Source organism: Streptomyces sp. NPDC026394 (genome assembly GCF_055567735.1).
In genome coordinates this window covers 143,846-168,473 of record NZ_JBVHPX010000011.1, presented here as the reverse complement: position 1 = coordinate 168,473, position 24,628 = coordinate 143,846, and the positions used below count along the sequence as shown (strand labels likewise).

General features: G+C 73.0%; 24 protein-coding genes. 15 read left to right on the top strand and 9 right to left on the bottom strand.

What is annotated here, in order from left to right; all coding sequences use genetic code 11:
* Positions 1-48 precede the first annotated feature (48 nt).
* Positions 49-1,845, bottom strand: a complete 1,797-nt coding sequence (locus ACZ4QV_RS24895; protein ID WP_361143033.1) for an AMP-dependent synthetase/ligase — start codon at positions 1,843-1,845, stop codon at positions 49-51.
* A gap of 313 nt (positions 1,846-2,158) precedes the next feature.
* Between ACZ4QV_RS24895 and ACZ4QV_RS24890 the strand changes: the two genes are divergently transcribed.
* The 6 genes from ACZ4QV_RS24890 (at position 2,159) to ACZ4QV_RS24865 (ending at position 7,276) form a co-directional block, all read left to right on the top strand.
* Positions 2,159-2,935, top strand: a complete 777-nt coding sequence (locus ACZ4QV_RS24890; RefSeq protein ID WP_361143030.1) for a metallophosphoesterase family protein — start codon at positions 2,159-2,161, stop codon at positions 2,933-2,935.
* A gap of 175 nt (positions 2,936-3,110) precedes the next feature.
* Positions 3,111-3,584 carry an SRPBCC family protein gene (locus ACZ4QV_RS24885; RefSeq protein WP_467763423.1) on the top strand — a complete coding sequence of 158 codons (474 nt, stop codon included), beginning with the start codon at positions 3,111-3,113 and terminating at the stop codon, positions 3,582-3,584.
* A 2-nt stretch (positions 3,585-3,586) separates the two neighbouring features.
* The gene (locus ACZ4QV_RS24880) at positions 3,587-4,795 is read left to right on the top strand and encodes an ArsA family ATPase (protein ID WP_467763422.1); all 1,209 of its coding nucleotides are present in this window, start codon (positions 3,587-3,589) and stop codon (positions 4,793-4,795) included.
* 101 nt (positions 4,796-4,896) lie between these two features.
* Positions 4,897-5,436: a DUF5304 domain-containing protein gene (locus ACZ4QV_RS24875; RefSeq protein ID WP_467763421.1), complete on the top strand. Its 540-nt coding sequence runs from the start codon at positions 4,897-4,899 to the stop codon at positions 5,434-5,436.
* 89 nt (positions 5,437-5,525) lie between these two features.
* The gene (locus tag ACZ4QV_RS24870) at positions 5,526-6,467 is read left to right on the top strand and encodes an ROK family glucokinase (RefSeq protein WP_030020869.1); all 942 of its coding nucleotides are present in this window, start codon (positions 5,526-5,528) and stop codon (positions 6,465-6,467) included.
* 101 nt (positions 6,468-6,568) lie between these two features.
* On the top strand, positions 6,569-7,276 hold the full coding sequence (locus tag ACZ4QV_RS24865) for an endonuclease/exonuclease/phosphatase family protein (RefSeq protein ID WP_361589592.1): 708 nt from the start codon (positions 6,569-6,571) through the stop codon (positions 7,274-7,276).
* Between the two features lie 24 nt (positions 7,277-7,300).
* Here ACZ4QV_RS24865 and ACZ4QV_RS24860 read toward each other — a convergent pair whose 3' ends face one another.
* From ACZ4QV_RS24860 to ACZ4QV_RS24850, 3 genes are all read right to left on the bottom strand, one after another.
* A complete protein-coding gene (locus ACZ4QV_RS24860; protein WP_467763420.1) occupies positions 7,301-8,527 on the bottom strand; it encodes an SGNH/GDSL hydrolase family protein in 1,227 nt (408 codons plus the stop codon).
* 197 nt (positions 8,528-8,724) lie between these two features.
* On the bottom strand, positions 8,725-9,504 hold the full coding sequence (locus tag ACZ4QV_RS24855; protein WP_361143012.1) for a hypothetical protein: 780 nt from the start codon (positions 9,502-9,504) through the stop codon (positions 8,725-8,727).
* Positions 9,491-10,288 carry an alpha/beta hydrolase gene (locus ACZ4QV_RS24850; protein ID WP_361876048.1) on the bottom strand — a complete coding sequence of 266 codons (798 nt, stop codon included), beginning with the start codon at positions 10,286-10,288 and terminating at the stop codon, positions 9,491-9,493. The genes ACZ4QV_RS24855 and ACZ4QV_RS24850 overlap by 14 nt, the downstream gene beginning before the upstream one ends.
* A gap of 291 nt (positions 10,289-10,579) precedes the next feature.
* Between ACZ4QV_RS24850 and ACZ4QV_RS24845 the strand changes: the two genes are divergently transcribed.
* From ACZ4QV_RS24845 to ACZ4QV_RS24825, 5 genes are all read left to right on the top strand, one after another.
* The gene (locus tag ACZ4QV_RS24845) at positions 10,580-11,383 is read left to right on the top strand and encodes a lysophospholipid acyltransferase family protein (RefSeq protein WP_361143007.1); all 804 of its coding nucleotides are present in this window, start codon (positions 10,580-10,582) and stop codon (positions 11,381-11,383) included.
* Between the two features lie 108 nt (positions 11,384-11,491).
* Positions 11,492-12,727, top strand: coding sequence for a MacS family sensor histidine kinase (gene macS / locus ACZ4QV_RS24840; protein WP_467763419.1), 1,236 nt, complete (start codon positions 11,492-11,494; stop codon positions 12,725-12,727).
* Positions 12,728-12,750: 23 nt separating this feature from the next.
* The gene (locus ACZ4QV_RS24835; RefSeq protein WP_467763449.1) at positions 12,751-13,395 is read left to right on the top strand and encodes a response regulator; all 645 of its coding nucleotides are present in this window, start codon (positions 12,751-12,753) and stop codon (positions 13,393-13,395) included.
* Positions 13,396-13,626: 231 nt separating this feature from the next.
* Positions 13,627-14,655, top strand: coding sequence for a 6-phosphofructokinase (locus ACZ4QV_RS24830; RefSeq protein WP_361142999.1), 1,029 nt, complete (start codon positions 13,627-13,629; stop codon positions 14,653-14,655).
* A gap of 245 nt (positions 14,656-14,900) precedes the next feature.
* Positions 14,901-15,917, top strand: a complete 1,017-nt coding sequence (locus ACZ4QV_RS24825; protein WP_361142996.1) for a 2-hydroxyacid dehydrogenase — start codon at positions 14,901-14,903, stop codon at positions 15,915-15,917.
* On the opposite strand, the gene ACZ4QV_RS24820 is transcribed toward ACZ4QV_RS24825, so the two are convergent.
* The 3 genes from ACZ4QV_RS24820 to ACZ4QV_RS24810 form a co-directional block, all read right to left on the bottom strand.
* A complete protein-coding gene (locus ACZ4QV_RS24820) occupies positions 15,883-17,841 on the bottom strand; it encodes an anthranilate synthase family protein (protein WP_467763418.1) in 1,959 nt (652 codons plus the stop codon). The genes ACZ4QV_RS24825 and ACZ4QV_RS24820 overlap by 35 nt on opposite strands.
* Positions 17,842-17,934: 93 nt before the next feature.
* Positions 17,935-17,997, bottom strand: coding sequence for a trp operon leader peptide (locus tag ACZ4QV_RS24815; protein WP_361145153.1), 63 nt, complete (start codon positions 17,995-17,997; stop codon positions 17,935-17,937).
* A 10-nt stretch (positions 17,998-18,007) separates the two neighbouring features.
* Positions 18,008-18,829, bottom strand: a complete 822-nt coding sequence (locus tag ACZ4QV_RS24810; RefSeq protein WP_361142990.1) for an alpha/beta fold hydrolase — start codon at positions 18,827-18,829, stop codon at positions 18,008-18,010.
* A gap of 135 nt (positions 18,830-18,964) precedes the next feature.
* Here ACZ4QV_RS24810 and ACZ4QV_RS24805 point away from each other — a divergent pair, with 135 nt between their 5' ends.
* The 3 genes from ACZ4QV_RS24805 (at position 18,965) to ACZ4QV_RS24795 (ending at position 22,284) form a co-directional block, all read left to right on the top strand.
* Positions 18,965-20,470 carry an aminotransferase-like domain-containing protein gene (locus ACZ4QV_RS24805; protein WP_467763417.1) on the top strand — a complete coding sequence of 502 codons (1,506 nt, stop codon included), beginning with the start codon at positions 18,965-18,967 and terminating at the stop codon, positions 20,468-20,470.
* Complete coding sequence (locus ACZ4QV_RS24800; RefSeq protein ID WP_467763416.1) at positions 20,467-21,816, top strand: class II 3-deoxy-7-phosphoheptulonate synthase; 1,350 nt, start codon at positions 20,467-20,469, stop codon at positions 21,814-21,816. The genes ACZ4QV_RS24805 and ACZ4QV_RS24800 overlap by 4 nt, the downstream gene beginning before the upstream one ends.
* 144 nt (positions 21,817-21,960) lie before the next feature.
* The gene (locus ACZ4QV_RS24795) at positions 21,961-22,284 is read left to right on the top strand and encodes a (2Fe-2S)-binding protein (protein WP_361145149.1); all 324 of its coding nucleotides are present in this window, start codon (positions 21,961-21,963) and stop codon (positions 22,282-22,284) included.
* Between the two features lie 120 nt (positions 22,285-22,404).
* Here the strand turns inward: ACZ4QV_RS24795 and bfr are convergent, their stop codons facing one another.
* The gene (bfr, locus tag ACZ4QV_RS24790; protein ID WP_030020883.1) at positions 22,405-22,884 is read right to left on the bottom strand and encodes a bacterioferritin; all 480 of its coding nucleotides are present in this window, start codon (positions 22,882-22,884) and stop codon (positions 22,405-22,407) included.
* A 155-nt stretch (positions 22,885-23,039) separates the two neighbouring features.
* Here bfr and ACZ4QV_RS24785 point away from each other — a divergent pair, with 155 nt between their 5' ends.
* Positions 23,040-23,663, top strand: a complete 624-nt coding sequence (locus ACZ4QV_RS24785; RefSeq protein ID WP_467763415.1) for a sulfite oxidase-like oxidoreductase — start codon at positions 23,040-23,042, stop codon at positions 23,661-23,663.
* Positions 23,664-23,693: 30 nt separating this feature from the next.
* Here the strand turns inward: ACZ4QV_RS24785 and ACZ4QV_RS24780 are convergent, their stop codons facing one another.
* Entirely contained in the window at positions 23,694-24,581 is an 888-nt protein-coding gene (locus tag ACZ4QV_RS24780) for a deoxyribonuclease IV (RefSeq protein WP_361145146.1), read from the bottom strand.
* Positions 24,582-24,628 lie beyond the last annotated feature (47 nt).

Here is a 24,628-nt window from a genome sequence, read left to right as displayed (position 1 = left end):
GGTGCACGGCCCGCCCGGCGTCCGGAAGGGTGTCGGTACGTCCGCGCGTCACGCGCGGTAGATCGCCTCGATCTCCTCGGCGAAGTCCTTCGCCACCACGTTGCGCTTGAGCTTCAGCGACGGCGTGACGTGCCCGGACTCCTCGGTGAACTGCGTCGGCAGGATGCGGAACTTGCGTACCGACTCGGCCTTGGAGACGGCCGCGTTGCCGTCGTCCACCGCCCGCTGCACCGCGGCCAGCAGCTCCGGGTCCTTGCTCAGCTCGGTGACGCTCTGCCCGGCCGGGCGGCCGTGCTCCGTCGCCCAGCGCGGCAGGAACTCCTCGTCGAGGGTGACCAGCGCGCCGACGAAGGGGCGGCCGTCGCCGACGACCATGCACTCGGCGATCAGCGCGTGCGCGCGGATGCGGTCCTCGATGACGGCCGGGGCGACGTTCTTGCCGCCCGCCGTCACCAGGATCTCCTTCTTGCGGCCGGTGATCGCGAGGTAGCCGTCCTCGTCGAGGGTGCCGATGTCACCGGTGTGGAACCAGCCGTCGGAGAGCGCTTCCTTGGTCGCCGACTCGTTGTTCCAGTACTCGGTGAACAGGTGCTCGCCGTGCAGCAGCACCTCGCCGTCGTCGGCGATGCGCACCACCGAGCCGGGCAGCGGCTGGCCGACCGTACCGATCTTCTGGCGGTCCCACGGGTTGAAGGCGGTGGCCGCGCAGGACTCCGTCAGGCCGTAGCCCTCCAGGGCGGTGAAGCCGATGCCCCGGTAGAAGTGGCCCAGGCGCTCGCCCAGCGGCGCGCCGCCGGAGATGGCGTGGGTGGCCCGGCCGCCGAGCACGGCGCGCAGCTTGCCGAAGACCAGCTTGTCGAAGAGCTTGTGCTTGATCCGCAGGCCGAGGGCGGGCCCGGCCTGGGTGTCCAGCGCGCGGCTGTAGGCGATGGCCGTCTCGGCGGCCCGGTCGAAGATCTTGCCTTTGCCCTCGGACTGCGCCTTGGCCCGCGCCGCGTTGTAGACCTTCTCGAAGACCCGGGGGACGCCGAGGATCAGTGTCGGGCGGAACGAGGCGAGGTCGTCGGTGAGGTTCTTGATGTCGGGGGCGTGGCCGAGCTTGATGGGGGCCATGACCGAGGCCACCTGCACCAGCCGTCCGAAGACGTGGGCCACCGGCAGGAAGAGCAGGACCGAGGAGTGGCCGGTGCGGAAGAGGGGCTTGAGGCGTTCGACGACGTTGCCGCACTCGGCGAAGAAGCTGCGGTGGGTGAGCACACAGCCCTTGGGCCGGCCGGTGGTGCCGGAGGTGTACACGATGGTGGCGGGCGAGTCGGCGTCGGCGAGGGCGCTGCGCTCGTCCACCTCCGCGTCGGTGACACCGGCGCCGGCCGCGCGCAGCCGGGCGACCGCGTCCCGCTCGATCTGCCAGATGTTCTCCAGCGCGGGCAGCCGGTCCCGTACGGACTCGACGGCGGCCTCCTGCGCGGGGGATTCGACCACGCAGGCCACCGCGCCGGAGTCGCCGAGGATCCACTGCACCTGTTCGGCGGAGCTGGTCTCGTAGACCGGGACGGTGACCGCGCCCGCGCTCCAGATCGCGAAGTCCAGCAGGGTCCACTCGTACCGGGTGCGCGACATCAGGCCGATCCGGTCGCCGGGCCGGATGCCGGCGGCCATCAGGCCCTTGGCGGCGGCCCGTACCTCGGCGAGGAAGACGGTGGCCGTCACGTCCTGCCACCGGCCGTCGACCTTGCGGCCCATGACGGCGACATCGGGGTGCTGCGCGGCATTGCGGCGGATCAGATCCGTCAGGTTGCCGTCCGCGGGGACCTCGTACAGGGCCGGAAGGCTGAACTCGCGCAAGACTGCTGCTCCTCTATGGCGCCGGCGTCACGACGCTGTGTGCTGGCCGGCTGCGGTCCATGATCAGGCAGGGGGGGGGTGGTGGACTGCCCGGACGTTACCCACCGGTATTGCTTTTGGGATAGGGGGTTACGCCCAGATGTTCGATGCGTCACACGCTGCGTGACGCGCGTCCGGACACGCCTTGGGACTGCTTCGCGCAGACTAGACCAGGCTTTCGGTGACCGGGAAGTAACCGCAGGTCGGACCCGTCTCCCGGCGGCACCTCCGGCCCCCCTCCCGGGCGTACGGCTTTCGATCTAGGGTGACCGGCATGCGAGTCCATGTGGTCAGCGACGTACACGGCAACGGGCGGGACCTCGCCACGGCGGGCGACGGGGCCGACGCCCTGGTCTGCCTGGGAGACCTGGTGCTCTTCCTCGACTACGCCGACCACTCCCGCGGCATCTTCCCCGACCTCTTCGGCACCGAGAACGCCCACCGGCTGGTCGAGCTGCGCACCGCCCGCCGCTTCGAGGAGGCCCGCGCGCTGGGCCGCCGCCTGTGGGGCGACATCGAGCGCGAGGGCGGCGGCCGGATGGCTGTGATCGAGGAGGCCGTCCGCCGCCAGTACGCCGAACTGTTCGCCGCCTTCCCGGAGCGGACGTACGCCACGTACGGCAACGTGGACCTCCCCCACCTGTGGCCCGAGTACGCCGGACCCGGCACCACCGTCCTGGACGGCGAGCGGGTGGAGATCGGCGGCCGCGTCTTCGGGTTCGTCGGCGGCGGGCTGACGACCCCCATGCGTACCCCGTACGAAATCAGCGACGAGGAGTACGCCGCCAAGGTCGAGGCCGTCGGCGAGGTGGACGTGCTGTGCACGCACATCCCGCCGGACGTCCCGGAGCTCTGCTACGACGTCGTCGCCCGCCGCTTCGAACGCGGCAGCGCCGCCCTCCTGGACGCGATCCGCCGGACCCGGCCCCGCTACGCGCTCTTCGGTCACGTGCATCAGCCGCTGGCCCGGCGGGTACGCGTCGGCGGCACCGAGTGCGTCAACGTGGGGCACTTCAACGCGACGGGAGCGCCGTACGTCCTGGAGTGGTGACGGCCTTCCGGGGCCTTCCCGGGGTCTTCCCGGAGGGCCCTCCCGGGGGCCGTCTCCGGGGCCGACCGGATCGGCCGGGAGGCCGGTCCGGCGCGCTTTCGCCGCGCGGTAGCCTTCAGCAGCAGGGATACGCGTCTGGCGGACCGGCACGAATCGGCATGGAGGAGTCACGGCGATGGCCGAACACACCAGCTCTAGCGTCACGATCGAGGCGGCACCCGCCGAGGTGATGGGAGTGATCGCCGACTTCGACCGCTATCCGGACTGGACCGGCGAGGTCAAGGAAGCCGAGATCCTCAGCAAGGACGACCAGGGCCGCGCCGAGCAGGTCCGCCTGCTGCTGGACGCCGGCGCGATCAAGGACGACCACACCCTCGCCTACACCTGGATCAGCGACCACGAGGTCAACTGGTCACTGGTGAAGTCCCAGATGCTGCGCACCCTCGACGGCTCCTACCGGCTGGTACCGCTGGCCGGCGGCGCGCACACCGAAGTGACGTATCAGCTCACCGTGGACGTCAAGATCCCGATGCTGGGCATGATCAAGCGCAAGGCGGAGAAGGTCATCATCGACCGCGCGCTGGACGGGCTGAAGAAGCGCGTCGAGAGCGGCCCCGTGGGCCCCGCCGGCGAGGCCAAGAGCCGCTGACCATGCGTACCGTCCTCGTCACCGGCCCCGGCGGCGCCGGCCGTACCACCATCGCCGCCGCCACCGCCCTGGCCGGTGCCCGGCGCGGTGAGCGCGTCCTGCTGCTCACCGCCCGCGGCGGCGCGGCGGAACGCGCCCTGGGCACCCGCCCGGGCCGCCCCGGTGACGGCCCGGTGCCCTTCGTGCCCGGCCTGCACACCCGGCGCGTAGACGCCGGCGACCACTTCCGCCGGGAGGTCCTCGCCTTCCAGGAGCGCGCGGGCGCCGCCCTCGACCTGCTGGGCGCCGCACCCCTGGACGAGGACGAACTGACCGAACTGCCCGGCGCGGAGGCGTTCGCGCTGCTCCACGAGCTGCGCGCGGCCCACGAAGCGGCCGGCGGGCCCGACGGCCCGCAGACGGTCGTCGTCGACATGCCGCCCGCCGCCGACACCGTCGCCCTGCTCGCCCTGCCCGAACAGGCCCGCCGCTACCTCCGCCGCCTGCTGCCGCCCGAACGCCAGGCCGCCCGCGCGCTGCGGCCGGTGCTGGCCCAACTGGCGGGTGTGCAGATGCCCACCCAGAAGCTGTACGAGGCCGCGGAGCGCTGGGAGCACGAACTCGCCGCCGTGCAACGGATCATCGACCACCCGGGCACGACCGTACGGATCGTCACCGACGCGGGCCCGGCCGCCGTCGCGGACCTGCGGGAGGTGCGCTCGGGCCTCGCCCTGTACGGGCACCGCACCGACGCCGTCGTCGCGAACCGGCTGCTGCCCACCGGGTCGGCCGACCCGTTCCTGGCCGCGCTCTCCGGACAGCAGCAGAGCGCGCTCAAGGCGCTCCGCGAGGAGTTCCCCGAGGCGCCGGTCGTCGAGGTGCCGCACCTGGGCCGCGACCCCGAGGGCACCGAGGACCTGGACGAGCTCTGCCGCGGCACGGTCGGGGAGCCGGCCGCGCCCGGCGGCGCCGACGACCCGTGGACCGTGGAGGACCGGCTGGCCCCGGACGGCATCCTGGTGTGGCGGGTGCCGCTGCCGGGCGCCGAACGCGACGGGCTGGGCCTGCTGCGGCGCGGCGACGAGGTCGTCGTCACCGCCGGCCGCTTCCGGCGGATACGCACCCTGCCCTCCGCGCTGCGCCGCTGTTCGGTCTCCGGCGCCGGGCTGCGCGACGGCGCGCTGCACATCCGCTTCACCCCCGACCCGGACCTCTGGCCCCGCGGACACTGAACGGCACACCGCCGTTCGGGTAACGTCGGGAGAAGCAGCACCGCCGCGCACCCGCCGCCCACGCGGGTCCAGATCCGCCTCGCCGCAGGAGTGAGTCCGCCATGAGCGATGCCACCGAGCGCCCCGCCGACCGTACGGACCGGTTCGACGCCGATGCCTGGGAAACGGCCTGCGCCGAGGACCTGGCGGCCGAGAAGGCCCGCCGCCGCGCGCAGTACGGCCCGCCGCCGGGCAGCGCCGCCGAGGAACTGCGCCGCCTCGCGGAGGCCGTCACCGACAAGCTCGCCGGCATCCAGTTGCCGGGCGCGCTCGCCGGTATGGCCGCGCAGGGCGCCGTGCAGCAGCTCTTCCGGCAGGCCAAGGCCGTCGTCGAGCCGGTCGTCGAACGCAACCCGGAGGTCTTCGACCACCTCGCCGCCGCCGGGTCCGAGCTGCTGGCCGCCTACCGTTCGGCCGTCGAGAGCAGCGAGCGCCGCTGGACCCGCGAGGCCGCCGACGAGGCCGTGCAGGCCGACCCGCGGGAGGCCGCCGGGCCGGGCGCCGGCCGCGACGGCGGCGACACCCGCGACAAGCGTGACGACCCGGGCGCCCGCCGGGACGACGAAGGACCGACGGGCACCGAGCGGATCGACCTCGACTGACCCTCGTCCCGCGGCCGGAGGGCACGGGCGCCGCCCCGCACTCCGGTACGGTTGTACGCGGCGGGGTACGACCAATAACTGAGGGACACATGGGACTCACCATCGGCGTCGACATCGGCGGCACGAAGATCGCGGCCGGCGTGGTCGACGAAGAGGGCACGATCCTCGAAACGTGCAAGGTGCCGACCCCGCAGGCCACCGACGAGCTGACGGAGGCCATCGCCGACGCCGTCCGCACCGTCGGCGCCGACCACCAGGTCGAGGCCGTCGGCATCGGTGCCGCCGGTTATGTGGACGAGAAGCGGGCCACCGTCCTGTTCGCGCCCAACATCGACTGGCGCCACGAGCCGCTGAAGGACAAGGTCGAACAGCGCGTCGGCCTGCCCGTCGTCGTCGAGAACGACGCCAACGCGGCGGCCTGGGGCGAGTACCGCTTCGGCGCCGGCCAGGGCCACAGCGACGTCATCTGCATCACCCTGGGCACCGGCCTGGGCGGCGGCATCATCATCGGCAACAAGCTGCGCCGCGGCCGGTTCGGCGTCGCCGCCGAGTTCGGCCACATCCGCGTCGTACCGGACGGCCTGCTGTGCGGCTGCGGCAGCCAGGGCTGCTGGGAGCAGTACGCCTCGGGCCGCGCCCTGCTGCGCTACGCCCGCCAGCGCGCCTTCGCCACCCCCGAGAACGCCGAGGTGCTGCTGTCGCTGGGCGACGGCACCTCCGAGGGCATCGAGGGCCGGCACATCAGCGAGGCCGCCCGCCAGGGCGACCCGGTCGCCGTCGACTCCTTCCGCGAGCTGGCCCGCTGGGCCGGCGCGGGCCTCGCCGACCTGGCCTCGCTCTTCGACCCGTCCGCCTTCATCGTCGGCGGCGGCGTCTCGGACGAGGGCGAACTGGTCCTCGACCCGATCCGCAAGTCCTTCCGCCGCTGGCTGGTGGGCAACCAGTGGCGTCCGCACGCCCAGGTGCTCGCCGCCCAGCTCGGCGGCAAGGCCGGACTGGTCGGCGCCGCCGACCTGGCACGCCAGGGCTGACCCCGGTGCCGGCCGCGCTGCCCGCCTCCCGTACCGAGCCGGGCTCCGCTCCCGAGGACTTCGCATCGAGCGGAGGCGGAACGGAGCGGAGCGGCTCGGCCGTGCTCCGTGTGCTCAGCTACAACGTCCGCTCCCTGCGCGACGACCGCGCGGCGCTGGCCCGGGTGATCCGGGCCTGCGCCCCGGACGTCGTGCTCGTGCAGGAGGCGCCGCGGTTCTTCCGCTGGCGCAAGAGCGTGGCCAGGCTGTGCCGGGCGACGGACCTGGTGCACGTGACGGGCGGCGCCACCGCCGCCGGCCCGATGATCCTGTCCTCGCTGCGCGCCCACGTGGAACGCACCGAGGACGTCCTGCTGCCCCGCACCCCCGGCCTGCACCAGCGCGGTTTCGCGACCGCGGTGGTACGGATCGGGGGCGCCCGGGTCGGCCTGCTCAGCTGCCACCTCAGCCTTCAGGCCGACGAGCGGTACGGCCAGGCGGGCCTGCTGCTGGAGCGGCTGCGCGCGTTGGACACCCCGTACGCCGTCGCGGCCGGTGATCTGAACGACCGGCCGGACGGGCGTGCCTTCCGGCGGCTGGCGGGCTCGCTCACCGACGCCTGGACGGCGGCGCCGTGGGGCGGCGAGTACACCTCCACGCCCCACGACCCGCACCAGCGCATCGACGCCGTCTTCACGACCGACGGCGTCGAGGTGCTGGGCTGCGGTGTACCGCGCGACCTGCCGGGCCTCGCCCACGGCGACCTGCTCGCCGCCACCGATCACCTGCCGGTACTGGCCGTGCTGCGGGTGCCGGCCACCGGGCCCTGAGCACCGCTCCGGACCCGGCTCCGCTCAGGACAGCGTCATCCTCGGTTCGCCCCGCCCGTTGAGGCCGGGACCGCCGCCGGTGCAGGTCAGACGGCTCTTGGGGGCCTTGTCGCTGTTGAGTGAGGTGTACGCCTGCCGCAGGCAGTTCCGCAGGGCGAGCTGGCCCCAGTGGTTCGGGTGCAGCGCCTCCTGCACCTGGAACGGCGGCAGCACCGCGGTGACCGTCCGCACCCAGCTGATCCACTCGGTCTTGTCGGCCGCGCCCGGGTCGGTCCACCGCTTCACCGTGCCGCGCACCGGGTCGACCAGCCCGACGCCGCGCTCGCACAGCCGGTGCCCGTCGAAGCTGTGCGTGAGGTCGAGGAAGCGGACATTGTCCAGCCCGCTCTTGTCGATGCCCCGCTGCACGGCCCGGCCGACGGCCGGCAGCACGCTGTCCACCGCCCAGTCGGCGTCCCGGTCGTTGAACGCGCAGCCGCCCAGGGTCTGGCGCGCGCCCAGCGGCGCGGGGTAGCGGAAGTCGCGGCCGTGCGGGATGGGCGCCGGGTAGTTCTGCACGATCACGTCGTACTCGTCGGTCTCGTGCCCGGCCCGCAGCATCGCCTGCTTGACGTTGCGCAGCCCGCCCGCGATGTCGTCCGCCCGCTGCTCCACCGCCTGGTCGGTGAACCGGGCCCGGTTGGCCGGGTCCTGGCTGCACGACTTCGGCAGCGGACTGAGGTAGGCCAGGACGCAGGACTTGACGACGTCGCCGAAGCGGAAGTCGTTGCCGCCGACCGAGACGGCGACCATGTCCACCGGGTGGTCGCGCGCGTACTCCTCCAGCTGCTTGGCCTGGCCGGGCACCCCGGCCGCGTCCGAGAAGTCCAGCCCCGGCTTGGCGACGCCGTTCGAGGCCCGGAAGGAGTCGGTACGGGCACCGGAGCAGGCCAGGTTCTCGCTCTCGGTGCCGGGCAGCCCGAGGTGGATCTCGGCGGAGCGCGAGCGGTGGCACTTCGGGGTGCGCTCGGCGGTGCGGCCCGCGTTGTCGAAGTACGCGGTCGGGCCCAGCGCGTCGATGCGGGGGAAGTTGGCCGGGTTGGCGTCGCTGTTGCCGGCCCAGCGCCCGGCCTCGCCGGAGATGTAGGAGTCGCCGACGGAGACCACCGCGCCAGGACCGGGAGCCTGCCGCTGCTGCGGCGGACTGGCGGCGGCGGGCACGGTGGCCAGCAGGCCCGTCACCGCGGCGGCCGTCGCGGCGGCGGCCGCCACCCGGACGCGACGACGTGGACGGGGGCATGACGACGAGAGCGGATGGCGCACGGGGGTCCTCCCGGGAACACGGCCGGATACTCGGCGTGATCCTCCCCGTTCGCGGCGTCAACGTCGGTCAGGACACCTGGCGCGCGAGGGTGAATCCCGGGGCGTGCGGGGGACGGCGGTACGGCCGTGGGCGGCGGCCGGTGCGGTCATACGACCGCGCCGCCGCCCGGCAGCTCCTCGTCGTCCTCGTCGTCGTGCTTCATCCGGGCCACCAGCGTCGCGAAGCCGCCCAGGAAGCCGCCGATGCCCAGCAACGTCATCCACCAGGTGACGGGCTGCTGCAACAGCACCATGAGCACCAGCAGCAGCGGCCCGCCGAGCACCGCGATCCAGGCGAACTTGGTCGTCACGTCGGCCTTGGGCAGCGGAGGCGGCTCGGGCGGCACGAAGTGCCCCTCGTCCGTCCCGTCGGGCTCGTCGTCGGACGCCTCGGCCGCCGACCAGTCGCGCGGGCCGACGCCGGGCGCGAAGACCACGAAGCTGCCCACGCCGTTCGCGCCGGGCCTGTCCGGGGCGCCGGGGGAGGGCTCGCTGCGCGGCCGCTCCTCGACCGTCAGGCCGCCGTCGTCCCGGTCGGTGCGGTCCGCTGGGTCCGGACGGTCGGTGTGATCAGCGCGTTCCGTACGGTCCGGGCGTCCCGGGCCGGTCTTCTCGGGAGGCTTGCCGTCGGACCGCCGCCCGCCGTCGGCGCGGTCCTCACCCGTCCTGCCCAGGCCGGCACGGTCTTCACCTGCCCCGCCCACGTCGGCGCGGTCCGGCCCGCTGTCCGTGCCGCCGCTGTCGGACGGCCCGCCGGCCGTCTTCGGGCCCGTGCTGGAGACCGGCCCGTCCTCGTCCGGGAAGGCGGGCGCCTTGCCGTACCCGGCCACGATCTCGGCCCAGGCGGCTTCCTCGTCCAGCGGGTCGCGGGGGCTACGCTCCTCCACCGGTGGCCGTCTCCTCACTCTCCACGCCCGTGCGCACGCTCGGTGCCAGACGGGCGATGAAGTCGTAGGTGTCCTCGAAGATCCGCTCGGCGTCGTGGTCGAGCGTGGCGACGTGGTAGCTGCGCTCCAGCAGCGTCTGCCGTACATCCTTGGAGGACACCCGGCTCAGGATGCGCTCGGAGTCGGCGGGCGGCACGACGTGGTCCTGCGGGCTGGTCAGTACCAGCAACGGCTGGGTGACCCGGGGCAGTTCGGCGTCGACGAGCTGGAAGAGACGGCGCAGCGAGTGCGCGGCGTGCAGTGGCACCCGGCCGTAACCGGTCTCGACGGACCCCGGCTTGGCGATGTCGTTCGCCACGCCCTTGGTCGTACGGATCAGGTGCCGCAGCACCGGCAGCAGCGGGGCGGCCGCGTCGTGCACCTTGTTGCCCGGATTGACCAGCACCAGGCCGCTGACGGCGGGGCCGTGCACCTCGGCCAGCCGCAGTGCCAGCGCGCCGCCCATCGACAGGCCGCAGACGAAGACCTGCTCGCACCGTTCGGACAGCGACCGCAGCTCGCGGTCGACCTCGGCGTACCAGTCCTGCCAGGTGGTGAGCTGCATGTCCTGCCAGCGGGTGCCGTGTCCTGGCAGCAGGGGGAGCGAGACCGTCAGGCCGCGGTCGGCCAGGTACTCGGCCCAGGGGCGTACGGACTGGGGGGAGCCGGTGAAACCGTGGCAGACGAGGACGCCGGTCCGGCCGCCGTCGCGGCGGAACGGCTCGGCTCCGGGAAGCAGCGGCACCGGGGGACTCCGATCGGTGAGGGGCCGGGCGGCAACGGGTTGCGCGGGTTACTGGAAGCCTACGCGGAGCGGCGCCGGGCGGATAGGTCCGAAGGCCCCCGCGGAGCCCGCTCGTGCGCCCCGCGCGCGCGGTGACCGTGCGCTCCGTACGGGTGCCCCGGCGTACGGAGCCGCCGGGAGGGCGGGCCGGGTGGAGCCGTCGGCGGGCGGGCCGCCGAGAAGAGGGGGGCGCCGGGGCAGGTTAAGGTCTTTGCGTCACACACAGGAGGCAGTGGGTTGATCTACGGCGCAATGAAGTTTTCCATCGGCGGATCGCTGAAGCTGGCTTTCCGTCCCTGGGTGGAGGGCCTGGAGAACATCCCCGCAACGGGACCCGCGATCCTGGCGAGCAACCATCTCTCCTTCTCGGACTCCTTCTTCCTGCCCGCGGTGCTCGACCGCAAGGTCACCTTCATCGCCAAGGCCGAGTACTTCACCTCGCCGGGCGTCAAGGGCAAGCTGACCGCCGCCTTCTTCAAGGGCGTGGGCCAGCTGCCGGTGGACCGCTCGGGCGCGCGGGGCGCGGGCGAGGCGGCGATCAAGAGCGGCATCGAGGTGCTGGAGCGCGGTGAGCTGTTCGGCATCTACCCGGAGGGCACCCGCTCGCCGGACGGCCGGCTCTACCGCGGCAAGCCCGGCGGCCTGGCCCGGGTGGCGCTGGCCACCGGCGCCCCGGTCATCCCCGTCGCGATGATCGACACGGAGAAGGTGCAGCCGCCCGGCAAGGTGATGCCGAAGATGATCCGGCCCGGTATCCGGATCGGCAAGCCGCTGGACTTCAGCCGGTACCACGGCATGGAGGGCGACCGCTTCATCCTGCGCTCGGTGACCGACGAGGTCATGTACGAGATCATGAAGCTGTCGGGCCAGGAGTACGTGGACATCTACGCGACCGCCGCCAAGCGGCAGATCGCGGACGCGGCCAAGAAGAAGGCCGAGGCGGAGAAGGCCGAGAAAGCCGAGAAGGCCGAGAAAGCAGGGACGGCGGCCAGGACCGGCAAGCGGCGGGCCGCGCCGGCCGCGGACCGGCAGGGCAGGACCGGCACCGGGGCGTAGGCGCGCCCCGGCACAGGGGTGGGGGGCGAAATGGCAGAGGCAGAGATACGGCCCGCGGCCGGCGCGGCGGCGGGCCAGGGTAAAGGGCGGCCGCAACGGGTGGTCCGGATGTCGGTGGAGCTCCCGCTGTGGCGGGCGCTGACCGGGTACCGCGTCCTGACCCTGGCCTACGTCCTGGTCCTGTTCGTGTTCTCCTACAAGAAGTACGCGCATCCCCTCGTCGCCGCCGCCTACATGACGGCGCTGACCGTGTGGATGGCCTTCACCTGGCGCCGTACGACCTCGGCGGAGCGCTGCACCCGCGCCTTCCTCATCGGCGACCTGTCCTTCGCGCTCGGCGGCATCCTGCTCACCCTGGTGGCGGACAGCCACGAGCGGATCATGGACGGCGCGGCGACCCTGCCCTCCATCTGGACGGCGGGCGCGGTGCTCGGCTTCGCCATCAAGGGCGGCTGGCGCTGGGCCGCGGTGGCCTCCGCGCTGGTCGCCGTCGTCAATCTGGTCGAACGCCAGGAACTCGCCCGCGACACCATCCACAACGTCGTCCTGGTGTGGGTGGCGAGCGTCGCCATCGGTTACGTGGTCGAGGTGGCCCGCGCCAGTGAGCGCACCCTCGCCCGCGCCCTCCAGATCGAGGCCGCCACCCGTGAGCGGGAGCGGCTGGCCCGGGACATCCACGACAGCGTCCTGCAGGTCCTGGCGATGGTGCAGCGGCGCGGTGCCGCGATCGGCGGCGAGGCCGCCGAACTGGGCCGGATGGCGGGGGAGCAGGAGGTCGCGCTGCGCACGCTGGTCTCCAGCGGGCTGACCCCGCCGTCCGGTACGGCCGTCCCCGCCGCCGGGGAGGAGGCGGTCCGCACCCCTCAGGAGGCACTGGCCGCGCCGGTGCCGTGCGCCGAGGACGGCCCCGACGCCGGGCCGTGCGACGTACGGGCCCTGCTCGCGCCGCACGCCGGTGCGCGCGTCACGTTCTCCGAGCCGGGCGGTCCGGTCGTGCTCCCGGCGGTGGCCGCCGCGGAGCTGGCGGCCGCTGTCAGTGCCGCGTTGGACAATGTCAGGGTGCACGCGGGGGCCGAGGCACAGGCGTGGATCCTGGTGGAGGACGAGCCGGACGAGGTGGTCGTGACGGTGCGGGACGACGGCCCCGGCATTCCCGAAGGCCGCCTCGCGGACGCCGAGCGCGAGGGCCGGCTGGGGGTGGCCCTGTCGATCCGCGGCCGGCTGCGGGACCTGGGCGGCAGCGCCGACTGGATCTCGGTCCCCGGCCAGGGCACGGAAGTGGAGCTGAAAGTCCCCAAGGGCGGCGTGCCCGAGGGCCGGAAACGGGGGAGGAGCACGGCGTGAGCGAGCCGCAGGACGTGAAGGTGATGGTGGTCGACGACCACCCGATGTGGCGGGACGCGGTCGCCCGCGATCTGGCCGAGGCCGGGTACGACGTGGTGGCGACGGCCGGGGACGGGCCGCAGGCGGTGCGCCGCGCGCAGGCCGCGGCACCCGACGTCCTCGTCCTGGACCTGAACCTGCCGGGCCTGCCCGGCGTGGAGGTCTGCCGGGAGGTGGTCGGCACCCACCCCGCCCTGCGGGTGCTGGTGCTCTCCGCCAGCGGCGAGCACGCCGACGTGCTGGAGGCCGTCAAGTCCGGCGCGACGGGCTACCTGCTCAAGTCGGCCAGTACCGAGGAGCTGTTGGACGCGGTGCGCCGTACGGCGGCCGGCGACCCGGTGTTCACGCCGGGCCTGGCCGGGCTGGTGCTGGGGGAGTACCGCCGGCTGGCGACCGAGCCCGTCCCGGCCGCCGAGGACGAGCCGGGCGCGCCGCGGCTGACCGAGCGGGAGACCGAGGTGCTGCGCCTGGTCGCCAAGGGCCTGTCGTACAAGCAGATCGCCGACCGGCTGGTCATCTCGCACCGCACGGTCCAGAACCACGTGCAGAACACCCTGGGCAAGCTCCAGCTCCACAACCGCGTCGAACTGGTCCGGTATGCGATAGAACGGGGCCTGGACGAGGTCTAGAAGCCCGGCCCTCGCCGTCCGGGGGGTCGCGAGGGCACCGGCCCCGTAGGCGCAATGCGCTCGTACGAGTGAACGCATTGCGTCAAGTCCCCGGCATTTCCGGGGAATTCGCTTTCCTCCCCATCCCGGGGTGACGTGCATCACCATTAGCGTGACCGGCGTCGGCACAGCACGGCCGCGCGCGGCCACCGGCGGGTGCGCGGCCCCTCACGGGATGAAGGTGAAGAAGCGATGCGGGTCGGAGTACTGACCGGCGGCGGTGACTGCCCCGGTCTCAACGCGGTCATCCGAGGCGTGGTGCGCAAGGGTGTCCAGGAGTACGGCTACGACTTCGTCGGCTTCCGGGACGGCTGGCGCGGGCCCCTGGAAGGCGACACGGTACCGCTCGACATCCCCGCCGTACGCGGCATCCTGCCCCGCGGCGGCACGGTCCTCGGCTCCTCGCGGACCAACCCCCTCAAGCAGCAGGACGGCATCCGCCGGATCAAGGACACCCTCGCCAAGGAGGAGGTCGAGGCACTGATCACGATCGGCGGCGAGGACACCCTCGGCGTCGCGGCCCGGCTCTCCGGCGAGTACGGCGTGCCCTGCGTCGGCGTGCCCAAGACGATCGACAACGACCTGTCCGCCACCGACTACACCTTCGGCTTCGACACCGCCGTCGGCGTCGCCACCGAGGCCATCGACCGGCTGCACACCACCGCCGAGTCGCACATGCGGGTGTTGGTCGTCGAGGTCATGGGCCGGCACGCGGGCTGGATCGCGCTCCACTCCGGCCTGGCCGGCGGCGCCAACGTCATCCTCATTCCCGAGCAGCGCTTCGACATCGACCAGGTCTGCGCCTGGATCGAGTCCCGCTTCAAGGTGCGGTACGCGCCGATCGTGGTGATCGCCGAGGGGGCCATGCCCAAGGACGGCCAGATGGTCCTCAAGGACGGGTCGACGGACTCGTTCGGGCATGTGCGGCTGTCGGGCGTGGGCGAGTGGCTGGCCAAGGAGATCGAGGACCGTACGGGCAAGGAGGCCCGTACGACGGTGCTCGGCCACACCCAGCGCGGCGGCACGCCCAGCGCCTTCGACCGCTGGCTGGCCACCCGCTTCGGCCTGCACGCGATCGACGCGGTGCGGGACGGCGACTTCGGCACGATGGTCGCCCTGCGCGGCACGGACATCGTCCGGGTGCCGCTGGCGGAGGCGACCGCGAAGCTCAAGACCGTCGATCCGAAGCTGTACGCGGAGGCCGGGGTCTTCTTCGGCTGAGCCCGGCCGGTGGGTGGCGCGCGGCCGGGGCCGGTGGCGGGGCCGGGGGAGCGGCAGGTCCCGCCGTACGGCGCCGTACGCGCCCGTACGTCCTCGTGCGCGCCCGTCCGCGCCCGTACGTCGCCGTACGCGTCGGACGGGCGGCCGGGGCGCGCCCCGCGCCGTATATTCGGCCCTGTCACCGTAAATGCCCCGAAACGGGCGGCGGTGACCGGACCGCATGACCGGCAACGTCGGGAGACACCGTGGAGATCATCGCGTTCGGCGTGCAGGCGGACGAGCGGCCGCTGCTGGTACGGGCCTTCGACGGCCGTCACCAGGTCCGCTGCCTCGACGTCTTCCTCAACCGTGACACCGCCCCCATCGCCGCGGGCCACGAGGTCGTCAGCGTCAGCGTCAACGCCGACCTGAACGCCGAGGTGCTCCAGTCGCTGGCGGTCGGCGGCACGAAGATGATCGCCCAGCGCGCCACCGGCTACAACAACATCGACCTGGAGGCCGCGGCCGACCTCGGACTGACCGTCGGCCGGGTCTCCGCCTACTCGCCGTACTCGGTCGCGGAGTTCGCCTGGGGCCTGGCCCTGGCCGTCGACCGCCGGATCGTACGGGCCGCCAACCGCACCCGGAACTTCGACTTCCGCCTCGACGGGCTGATGGGCCGCGACCTGCACGGCCGCACCGCCGGCGTGCTCGGCACCGGCAAGATCGGCGAGGCGTTCACCCGGATCGCCCACGGCTTCGGCATGAAGCTGCTGGGCTGGGACCTCGTCGAGAACCCCCGCTGCGCCGAACTGGGCATGACGTACGTCGGCCAGGACCGGCTGTTCGCCGAGTCGGACCTGATCAGCCTGCACGTACCGCTCATGGAGTCGACCCGCCACCTCGTCGACGCCGCCGCGCTGGCCGCCATGAAGGACGACGCGATCCTGGTCAACTCCAGCCGCGGCGGCCTCGTCGACACCGCGGCGCTGGTGGAGACCCTCAAGGCCGGCCGGCTCGGCGGTGTCGGTCTGGACGTCTACGAGGAGGAGGCCGGGCTCTTCTTCTTCGACAAGTCCCTCGAAGTCGTCCACGACGACACCCTCGCCCGCCTGATGACCTTCGGGAACGTGCTCGTCACCTCGCACCAGGCGTACTTCACCGGGGACGCGGTCGGCCAGATCCTCGACGCCACCGTACGCAACGTCGAGGACTACCTGGCCGGCCGCACCAACGAGAACCTCCTGGTCACACCAGGACAGCGGCCAGCAACTGGGCGGTGATCGCCGCCCCGTCCAGCGTCAGCACGGACTCCGGGTGGAACTGCACGCCCGCGAACCCGGGACCGCGCAGCGCATGCACCTCGCCGGAGTCCGTGTCCCGGCTCAGCTCGACCCGGTGCATGGCCAGTTCGGCCACCGCCGCCTCGTCGCAGCGGGCCGTGAAGGTGTTGTAGAAACCGACGGTCTCCGGACGGCCGAAGAAGTCGATGCGCTCCTGCGCGCCCTGGAACGGCACCTCCTTGCGCACGATCTCCAGACCCAGCTCCGCGGCGATCAGCTCGTGCCCGAGGCAGACGCCGAGCAGCCCGTGCCGGTGGTCGCGGACGAGCTGCGCGGTCAGGGCGCGCAGCAGCCGCATCTTCGGGTCGGCGGCGTCCGACGGGTCGCCGGGGCCGGGGCCGAGCACGACCGGCCCCTCGTGGGCCGCCGCGGCCTCCCGCAGCCCCGGCTCGTCGTACCGGCGCACGGTCACCGTCAGCCCCGAGGTGCGCAGCAGGTGCGCCAGCATCGCGGTGAAGGTGTCCTCCGCGTCGATCACCAGCGCGTGGCCGGACAGCGCGGCGGTCGGCGCGGTGCTCTGCATCCGCAGCCAGAAGGGTGCGAGGTCCGCGCGGCGGGCGTCGAGCGCGGCCCGCACCCGCGGGTCGTCGGCCAGCCGGGGCCGCCCGGCGGTCTCCTCCGTGCGGTCCGGCGCGGGGCGCACGCCGAGGGCGGTCAGCACCCCGGCGGCCTTGGCGTGCGTCTCGGCGACCTCGGCGTGCGGATCGGAGGCCCGTACGAGGGTGGCGCCGACCGCCACCCGCAGTCCGCCGTCCGCGTCGATGTCCGCCGTACGGATCAGGATCGGCGAGTCCAGCGTCTGCGCGCCGCCCGCGTCCCGCCCGATCAGTGCCAGCGCCCCCGCGTAGTAGCCGCGCCCGTCGGCCTCGTGGCGTTCGATCACCCGGCAGGCGTTCTGCACCGGCGAACCGACGACGGTCGCGGCGAACATCGTCTCCTTCAGCACCTGACGCACGTCGAGCGAGGAGCGCCCGCGCAGCTCGTACTCCGTGTGCGCGAGGTGCGCCATCTCCTTGAGGCGCGGCCCGACCACCACACCGCCCTTGTCGCCGACGGTGCACATCATCTTCAGCTCCTCGTCCACGACCATGGACAGCTCCTCCACCTCCTTGCGGTCGCCCAGGAACTCCAGCAGGTGCTCCGCGCTCGGGCCCCCGTCCGGGTAGCGGTAGGTGCCGCTGATCGGGTTCATCACGACCGTCCCGCCGGACATCCGTACGTGCACCTCGGGGCTGGCGCCGACCAGCGTGCGCACGCCCGGCCGGTGCACGACGTACGTCCAGTACGCGCCGCGCTCACCGGCCAGCAGCCGCCGGAACAGGGCCAGCGCGTCGGCCGTGCCGAAGTCCGGGATGCCGCCCTGGAAGGTGCGCCGGATGACGAAGTTGGCGCCCTCGCCGGTCCCGATCTCGTCCCGCAGGACCCGCTCGACGGTCCCGGCGTACGCGTCGTCGGAGACGTCGAAGGCGCCGTCCGTCACCCGCACCGCGTGGGCGGGGAGTTCCGCCAGCACCTCGTCCAGCGGCAGCTCGTACGCCTCGTCCGGGCGCAGCACCGCCAGGGGGGTGCCGTCGTCGCGGACATCGAACCCGCGCTCGCGGATCTGCCGGAACGGGACGAGTGCGAGGGCGTCGGTGACCGCGGTGCCGCTGTCCGGCACGCCGTCGCCGAGCGGGATGCCGTCCAGCCGTGACACCTCGGTCACCTCGCCGACCAGTACTTCGACGGTGCCGACGGTGCCGGCGGTGTCGGCGGCGGGACGGCCGGGTGTACGGCGGTGCAGCAGGGCGAACGGCGGGCAGCCGGGGGACAGCAGGCGGCGCAGGACGTCGGTGGTGCCGGCGTCGGTGGTGGAGCGAGGCATGTCGGCGGTTCCTTCCGGGAGGGAGGAACGGCCCGTACACCACGGAAGGCCGCCCCTCGGGGCGGCCTTCGCGATGTCAGTGGTTACGCGCGATCAGTGGGCCGCCGGATGAGCGGTCCACCACCAGTTCATGGTCCTGGCCGGTTGCGCGTGCATGGGCGTCACCCTACCCGACGCGCTCCGGCAGCGCCGCGAGGAAGGCGGTGAGCGCGGAGGTGAAGGCGTCGGGCTGTTCGAGGTTGGGCAGGTGGGCGGCGTCCTCGATGACGGCCAGGCGCGCGTCCGGGATGCGGTCGCGCAGGAACTCGGCATCGGGGACCGGGGTGTAGGTGTCGTCGCGGCCGGTCAGGACGAGGGCCGGTACGGCGAGGCGGGCCAAGGAGGCGGCGTAGTCGGGGCGTTCCGCGCGCCCGCGCAGTGCGGCGGCGGCGCCCTCGGGCGGCGCGCCGAGCATCATGCGCCGTACGTGCTCCGCGACGGCGGGCCGGATGGCGAGGGTGCGCGGCGAGACCATCTTGTCCAGGACCTCTTCCGTGTAACCGCGCATCCCTTCGCGCAGCAGCCGGTCGGCCATGGCGTTGCGGGCCCGGCGGCCCTCGGGGGTCTCGGCGCGGGCGAAGGTGTCGGCGAGGACGAGGGCGCGCAGCCGTTCCGGGAAGCGGCGGGCGCACTCCATGGCGATCTGGCCGCCCATGGACAGGCCGCCGAGGACGATCCGGTCCGTCACCCCGAGGTGGTCCAGGAGCGCGGCGAGGTCGGTGGCGAAGGTCTCCAGGCGGGTCGTGCCCGGTACGACCCGAGTGGCGCCGTAGCCGCGCAGGTCCGGTACGAGGACGCGGTGGCCGGCGGCGGCCAGCGCGGTGGTCTGCGGGGTCCACATCGTGTGGTCGAAGGGGTGCCCATGGATCAGAAGGATCGTTTCTCCGGCCGCTTCGCCGGTGTCCTCGTACGTGGTGGTGATGCCGTTGACGATGGCTGTACACAGCACAACTCGCCCCTGTCCGTAGGTTCTTGGCGGCCGGCCTGTTGACAGCTCGATGCTAGGGCGGGCACCATCTCGGTGCAATAAAAACATTGCACTCGGTGCAATGGTCGACGCCAGGAGTGACGGCCGGGAGGGCCCGTGGAGGACTACCGGCGCATCGCCGACGCCGTCGCGGCCGACCTCGCCGCCGGGCGCCTGCGCCCCGGCGACCGGCTCGCCACCCAGCGCGCCTTCGCCCGCGCCCACGGCATCGCCGCCTCCACCGCCGCCCGCGTCTACCGCGAACTGGCCCGCCGCGGGCTGACCGTCGGCGAGGTCGGGCGCGGCACGTACGTACGCGCCGCCCAGCACGCCCCCGGACCCGCGCTCGCCGAACCCGCCGACCCCGCCCGCCGCACCCGCGTCAACCTCGAACTCAACTACCCCGAGGTCCCCGGGCAGGCCGCCCTCCTGGCCCGCGGACTGGAGCCCCTGCTGCGTCCCGACGTGCTGAGCGCGGCCCTGGCCGTCGCCCCCGCGACCGGCTCCGCGCCCGCCCGCGAAGGCTTCGCCGCCCTCCTCACCCGCGGGGACTTCCGCCCCGACCCCGCCGGCCTGCTGTTCGCGGGCAACGGCCGCCAGGCCATCGCGGGCGCGCTCGCCGCGCTGGTGCCGCCCGGCGGCCGCCTCGGCGTCGAAGCGCTCACCTATCCGCTGGTCAAGTCCGTCGCCGCCCGCCTCGGTGTCACCCTCGTACCGCTCGCCGGGGACGCGTACGGACTGCACCCGGACGCCGTACGCGCGGCCCACCGCGGCGCCCCGCTGCATGCCCTCTACCTCCAGCCGACGCTGCACAACCCGCTCGGCGTGACCATGCCCGCCGGGCGCCGCGCCGAGCTGGCCGAAACGCTGCGCGCCCTGGACCTGTGGGCCGTCGAGGACGCCGTGTGGTCCTTCCTCCTGGACGACGGTCGGCAGGCCGGTCTTCCGCCGCTGGCCGCCCTGGCCCCCGAGCGCACCCTCCTGGTAGACAGCCTTTCCAAGCGCCTGGCGCCCGGCCTGACCGCCGGACTGGTCCTCGCGCCGCCCGCGTCCGCCGACCGGGTCGCGGCCGCCCTGCGCTCCGGGGGCTGGACGGCCGGGGGCTTCGCCCTGGAGGCCACCGTCCGCTGGCTGCTGGACGGCGTGGTGACCACGGTCGTCGAGGCCAAGCGCCGGGACGCCGCGGCCCGGCAGGCACTGCTGCGCGAGCATCTCGACGGCTACCGGGTACGGGCCGACCCGGCCTCCTACTTCGCCTGGTGGGAGCTGCCCGAGGGGTGGCGGGCCGAGACGTTCCTCGCGGCCGCCGCCCGGCACGGCATCGCCGTCACCCCGGCCGCCGCGTTCGCCGTCGGCGCGGGGGGCACGCACGGCGCCGCGCCCGCCCCCAACGCCGTCCGGGTCGCCCTCGCCGCCCCGGCCCCCGACGACCTGGCGTACGCGCTGCGCACACTGGCCGCCCTCGCCCGCGGCGCCCCGGAGGACTCGGTACCGGACCGAGTCGCGCGGGCGCACCACCGGGCCGGGCGCGAGCCCCCGGCGGTCCACGGGAGTGGGACCTTCGTCTCACATCCCGGTCGGCGAGATGGACCCCCGTCCGGACCCCGTAAAGTTGACGCGTGACCGTGAACGCTGAAATCCACGCCGGTGGCAACACCTGGCGAGACCTGCCCGCGGCGCAGCAGCCCGAATGGCCGGACCAAGAGGCTCTGCGCGATGTGATCGCCGAGCTGGAGTCCTATCCGCCGCTCGTCTTCGCCGGCGAGTGCGACCAGCTGCGCGAGCGCCTGGGAGCGGTCGCCCGCGGCGAGGCGTTCCTGCTGCAGGGCGGCGACTGCGCGGAAGCGTTCGACGCCGTCTCCGCCGAGCACATCCGCAACAAGCTCAAGACCCTGCTCCAGATGGGCGCGGTCCTCACGTACGCCGGGTCGGTCCCGGTCGTCAAGGTCGGCCGGATCGCGGGCCAGTACAGCAAGCCGCGCTCCAAGCCCACCGAGACCCGCGACGGGGTGACGCTGCCGACCTACCGCGGCGACTCCGTCAACGGCTTCGAGTTCACCGAGGCGGCCCGCATCCCGGACCCGCAGCGCCTGAAGCGGATGTACCACGCCTCCGCCGCGACGCTGAACCTGGTACGGGCCTTCACCACCGGCGGCTACGCCGACCTGCGCCAGGTGCACGCCTGGAACCAGGACTTCGTGAAGTCCTCCCCGTCCGGGCAGCGGTACGAGGCGCTGGCGCGCGAGATCGACCGGGCGATGAACTTCATGAACGCCTGCGGGGTGGACCCGGAGGAGTTCAAGACGGTCGAGTTCTACGCCTCCCACGAGGCGCTGGTGCTGGACTACGAGTCCGCGCTGACCCGTACCGACTCGCGTACCGGCGACCTCTACGACGTCTCCGGCCACATGGTCTGGATCGGCGAGCGCACCCGGCAACTGGACGGCGCGCACATCGAGTTCGCCTCCCGTATCCGCAACCCGATCGGCGTCAAGCTGGGCCCGACGACGACCGCCGAGGACGCGCTCACGCTCATCGAGCGCCTCGACCCGGAGCGGGAGCCGGGCCGGCTGACCTTCATCACCCGCATGGGCGCGGACAAGATCCGCGGCAAGCTGCCCGAGCTGGTCGAGAAGGTCACCGCCTCCGGCGCGCAGGTCGCCTGGATCTGCGACCCGATGCACGGCAACACCTTCGAGGCCGCCTCCGGGCACAAGACCCGGCGCTTCGACGACGTGCTGGACGAGGTCAAGGGCTTCTTCGAGGTGCACAAGAGCCTCGGTACGCACCCGGGCGGCATCCACGTCGAGCTGACCGGCGACGACGTCACCGAGTGCGTGGGCGGCGGCGACGAGATCTTCGTCGACGACCTGCACCAGCGCTACGAGACCGCCTGCGACCCGCGGCTCAACCGCAGCCAGTCGCTGGACCTTGCGTTCCTGGTGGCGGAGATGTACCGGGACCAGTGAGCCACCGGCCCGGCCGGGCCGTACGTACGCACCGATGGGGCGCGGATCACAGGATCCGCGCCCCATCGGCGTTGTTAGCGGACTTTCGTCCCGGGTAAGGTAAGGGTAACCTCACTGCGGAACAGATCGACGGAGGTGACCCGCGTGTACGTCTGCTCGTGCTTCGGCATCACGGAGCAGCAGGTCCGTGAGCACGCGGAGTCCGGTGCCTGCACCCCGCGCCAGATCGCCTCCGCCAGCAAGGCCGGCACCGACTGCGGCGGCTGCGTCCGCCGCATCCAGGCGCTGCTCGGCCGGGGCACGTGCCCCCGGCGCGAGCTGATCGACCGGGGCGCCCCCGAACCGCTCGGCGCCGAGCCGTCCGGCGAGGCGGCCGCGGGTACGGCAGCCGGGACGCGCGGTCCGTACGACATCACGCCGCAGGCGGCACCCGACGCGGCCCCCGGCGCCCTGCCGGAAGCAGCCTGAAGCCACCCCGGGGCACGGCAGGCCGACGCGGCGCCGCCCGGACTGCCTTTCCGTGCGGCCCGTCCGTACGGCCCGGCTGAAGGAACGGTTCGCTTGAGCGGACCGTTTCAGCAGACCGCCTCAGCCCTCCGGCTGCTCGATCACCTGGGCGAGGTACAGCGGCTCACCGAGCTTCTCGATCAGGTCCAGCTGGGTGTCCAGATAGTCGATGTGGTGCTCCTCGTCGGCCAGGATGGACTCGAAGATGTTGGCCGAGGTGATGTCCCCCTTGGTCCGCATCACGTCGATGCCCCGCTTGAGGCGGTCGATGGCCTCCACCTCGATCTGCCGGTCCGCCTGGAACATCTCGGTGACGGTCTGGCCCACCCGGACGTGGAAGAGTCGCTGGTAGTTGGGCAGGCCGTCCAGGAAGAGGATGCGATCCGTGAGGATCTCCGCATGCTTCATCTCGTCGAACGACTCGTGCCGGGTGTACTTGGCCAGCTTGGTCCAGCCGAAGTTCTCCTGCATCTTCGCGTGCAGGAAGTACTGGTTGATGGCGGTCAGCTCGGCGGTCAGCTGCTCGTTGAGGAATTCGATGACCTCGGGGTCGCCCTGCATGACAGCGGGCTCCTTCCACGCGAGTACTGGCAGGTGCCGCGCATCCTTGCACCGTCGTGAGCTGGGCGTCCAGTAAGTGCACGCTTAGTACGAGTTGCCCGAATCGCTGCCGCCCTGGTCACCGGCACACCCGAGGGTCTGACACCATGGACGGCATGGGTCAGCCCGAAAGCCGCGAAGCGGAGCATCCTCAGCTGCCTCCGGGGCAGCGACTGCAACGGGGATGGCCGGTCACGCACTACGGCCCGGTGCCGAAATTCCGGCCCGAACGCTGGGAGTTCCGCGCTTTCGGCGCCACCGCGGACGGCGACAAGCACTGCTGGACGCACGAGGAATTCGCCGCGCTGCCTTATACGACCGTTGTGGCCGACATGCACTGCGTCACGAAATTCAGCATGCTCGGCGCCGAATGGGGCGGGGTCTCCACCCGGACGATCCTCGACCTCGCGCCGCCGGCCCCGGATGTCACCCATGTGATGGTGTGGGCCGAATACGGATTCAGTTCGAACCTCAAGCTGGCCGATTTCGCCGACGCCAAGTCCCTGTTCGCCACCCACCGCTCCGGTGAGCTGCTCACCGCCGAGCACGGCTTCCCGGTCCGTCTGATCGTCCCGCACCTGTACGCCTGGAAAGGGCCCAAGTGGGTGCGGGGAATCGAATACATGACGGCGGACCGCCGCGGCTTCTGGGAGGAGCGCGGCTACCACAACCTCGGCGACCCGTGGCGCGAACAGCGCTACTCCTACCAGGAGGGGCCGGGGGACGGGCCGGAGCTGTAGCCGCGCCGGACGGCCCGGCCCGCCCGCGCCTCAGGCCGGGTGGCGCAGATCCTTCAGGCGGGCCACGTCCGCCGCGTGCCCCTCCTTGCCGCCCGGCGTCTCGATCACCAGCGGTACGCCCAGGGTGGCCGGGTGCCGGAACAGCTCACCGAACGGGCCGGCGCCGATGTGCCCCGCGCCGATGTTCTCGTGGCGGTCCTTGTGCGCGCCGACGACGTCCTTGGAGTCGTTGGCGTGGATCAGTTTCAGCCGACCTTCGCCCGCGACGTCGACCAGCTCGTCCAGCAGCGCCTTCATGCCGCCGGGCGCCGCCATGTCGTGCCCGGCCGCGAAGGCGTGGCAGGTGTCCAGGCAGATGCCCAGTTTCGGGTGCCGGTCCAGCGCGTCGAAGTACGGGCCGAGATCCTCCGCCAGCGCGCACAGCGACGCGCCCTGCCCCGCCGTCGGCTCCAGCAGCAGCCACGGGTCGTCGTCGTGCGTCAGCTCCTCCAGCAGCGGACGCATCCGTTCCCGTACCTGTGTCAGGGCCTCGGAGCGGGGCCGCCCGCCGGTCGCCGAGCCGGTGTGCACCACCACGCCCCGCGCGCCGATCGCCCGGCCGCGCCGCAGCGAGTGGCGCAGCGAGAGCACGGACTTCTCCACGGTCTCCGCGGTGTGCGAGCCGAAGTTGATCAGGTAGGGGGCGTGCACGTACGCCGGGAGCGACTCCCGCTCGCACGCCTCCCGGAACGCCTCGTCCTGCTGCGGGCTGCCGGGCGGCGTCGCCCAGCCGCGCGGGTTGGCGACGAAGACCTGTACGGCCTCGCCGCCGATGTCACGGGCGTACGGGACGCCGACCTTGGCCAGGCCGCCGGCCACCGGCACATGGCCGCCGACCGGGTTGCGCTCCCGGGCGCGCTGCCGGGAGTCCTGCGAAATGTTCTGTGGAGAATTCTGCGGGGAAGGGGAGGTGCTCACCCGTCAAG

Coding starts and splice junctions, on each gene's coding strand:
- ACZ4QV_RS24890 (WP_361143030.1), top strand. CDS start 2,159: ATGCGAGTCCATGTGGTCAGCGACGTACACGGCAACGGGCGGGACCTC.
- ACZ4QV_RS24885 (WP_467763423.1), top strand. CDS start 3,111: ATGGCCGAACACACCAGCTCTAGCGTCACGATCGAGGCGGCACCCGCC.
- ACZ4QV_RS24880 (WP_467763422.1), top strand. CDS start 3,587: ATGCGTACCGTCCTCGTCACCGGCCCCGGCGGCGCCGGCCGTACCACC.
- ACZ4QV_RS24875 (WP_467763421.1), top strand. CDS start 4,897: ATGAGCGATGCCACCGAGCGCCCCGCCGACCGTACGGACCGGTTCGAC.
- ACZ4QV_RS24870 (WP_030020869.1), top strand. CDS start 5,526: ATGGGACTCACCATCGGCGTCGACATCGGCGGCACGAAGATCGCGGCC.
- ACZ4QV_RS24845 (WP_361143007.1), top strand. CDS start 10,580: ATGAAGTTTTCCATCGGCGGATCGCTGAAGCTGGCTTTCCGTCCCTGG.
- macS (WP_467763419.1), top strand. CDS start 11,492: ATGTCGGTGGAGCTCCCGCTGTGGCGGGCGCTGACCGGGTACCGCGTC.
- ACZ4QV_RS24835 (WP_467763449.1), top strand. CDS start 12,751: ATGGTGGTCGACGACCACCCGATGTGGCGGGACGCGGTCGCCCGCGAT.
- ACZ4QV_RS24830 (WP_361142999.1), top strand. CDS start 13,627: ATGCGGGTCGGAGTACTGACCGGCGGCGGTGACTGCCCCGGTCTCAAC.
- ACZ4QV_RS24820 (WP_467763418.1), bottom strand. CDS start 17,841: ATGCCTCGCTCCACCACCGACGCCGGCACCACCGACGTCCTGCGCCGC.
- bfr (WP_030020883.1), bottom strand. CDS start 22,884: ATGCAGGGCGACCCCGAGGTCATCGAATTCCTCAACGAGCAGCTGACC.
- ACZ4QV_RS24785 (WP_467763415.1), top strand. CDS start 23,040: ATGGGTCAGCCCGAAAGCCGCGAAGCGGAGCATCCTCAGCTGCCTCCG.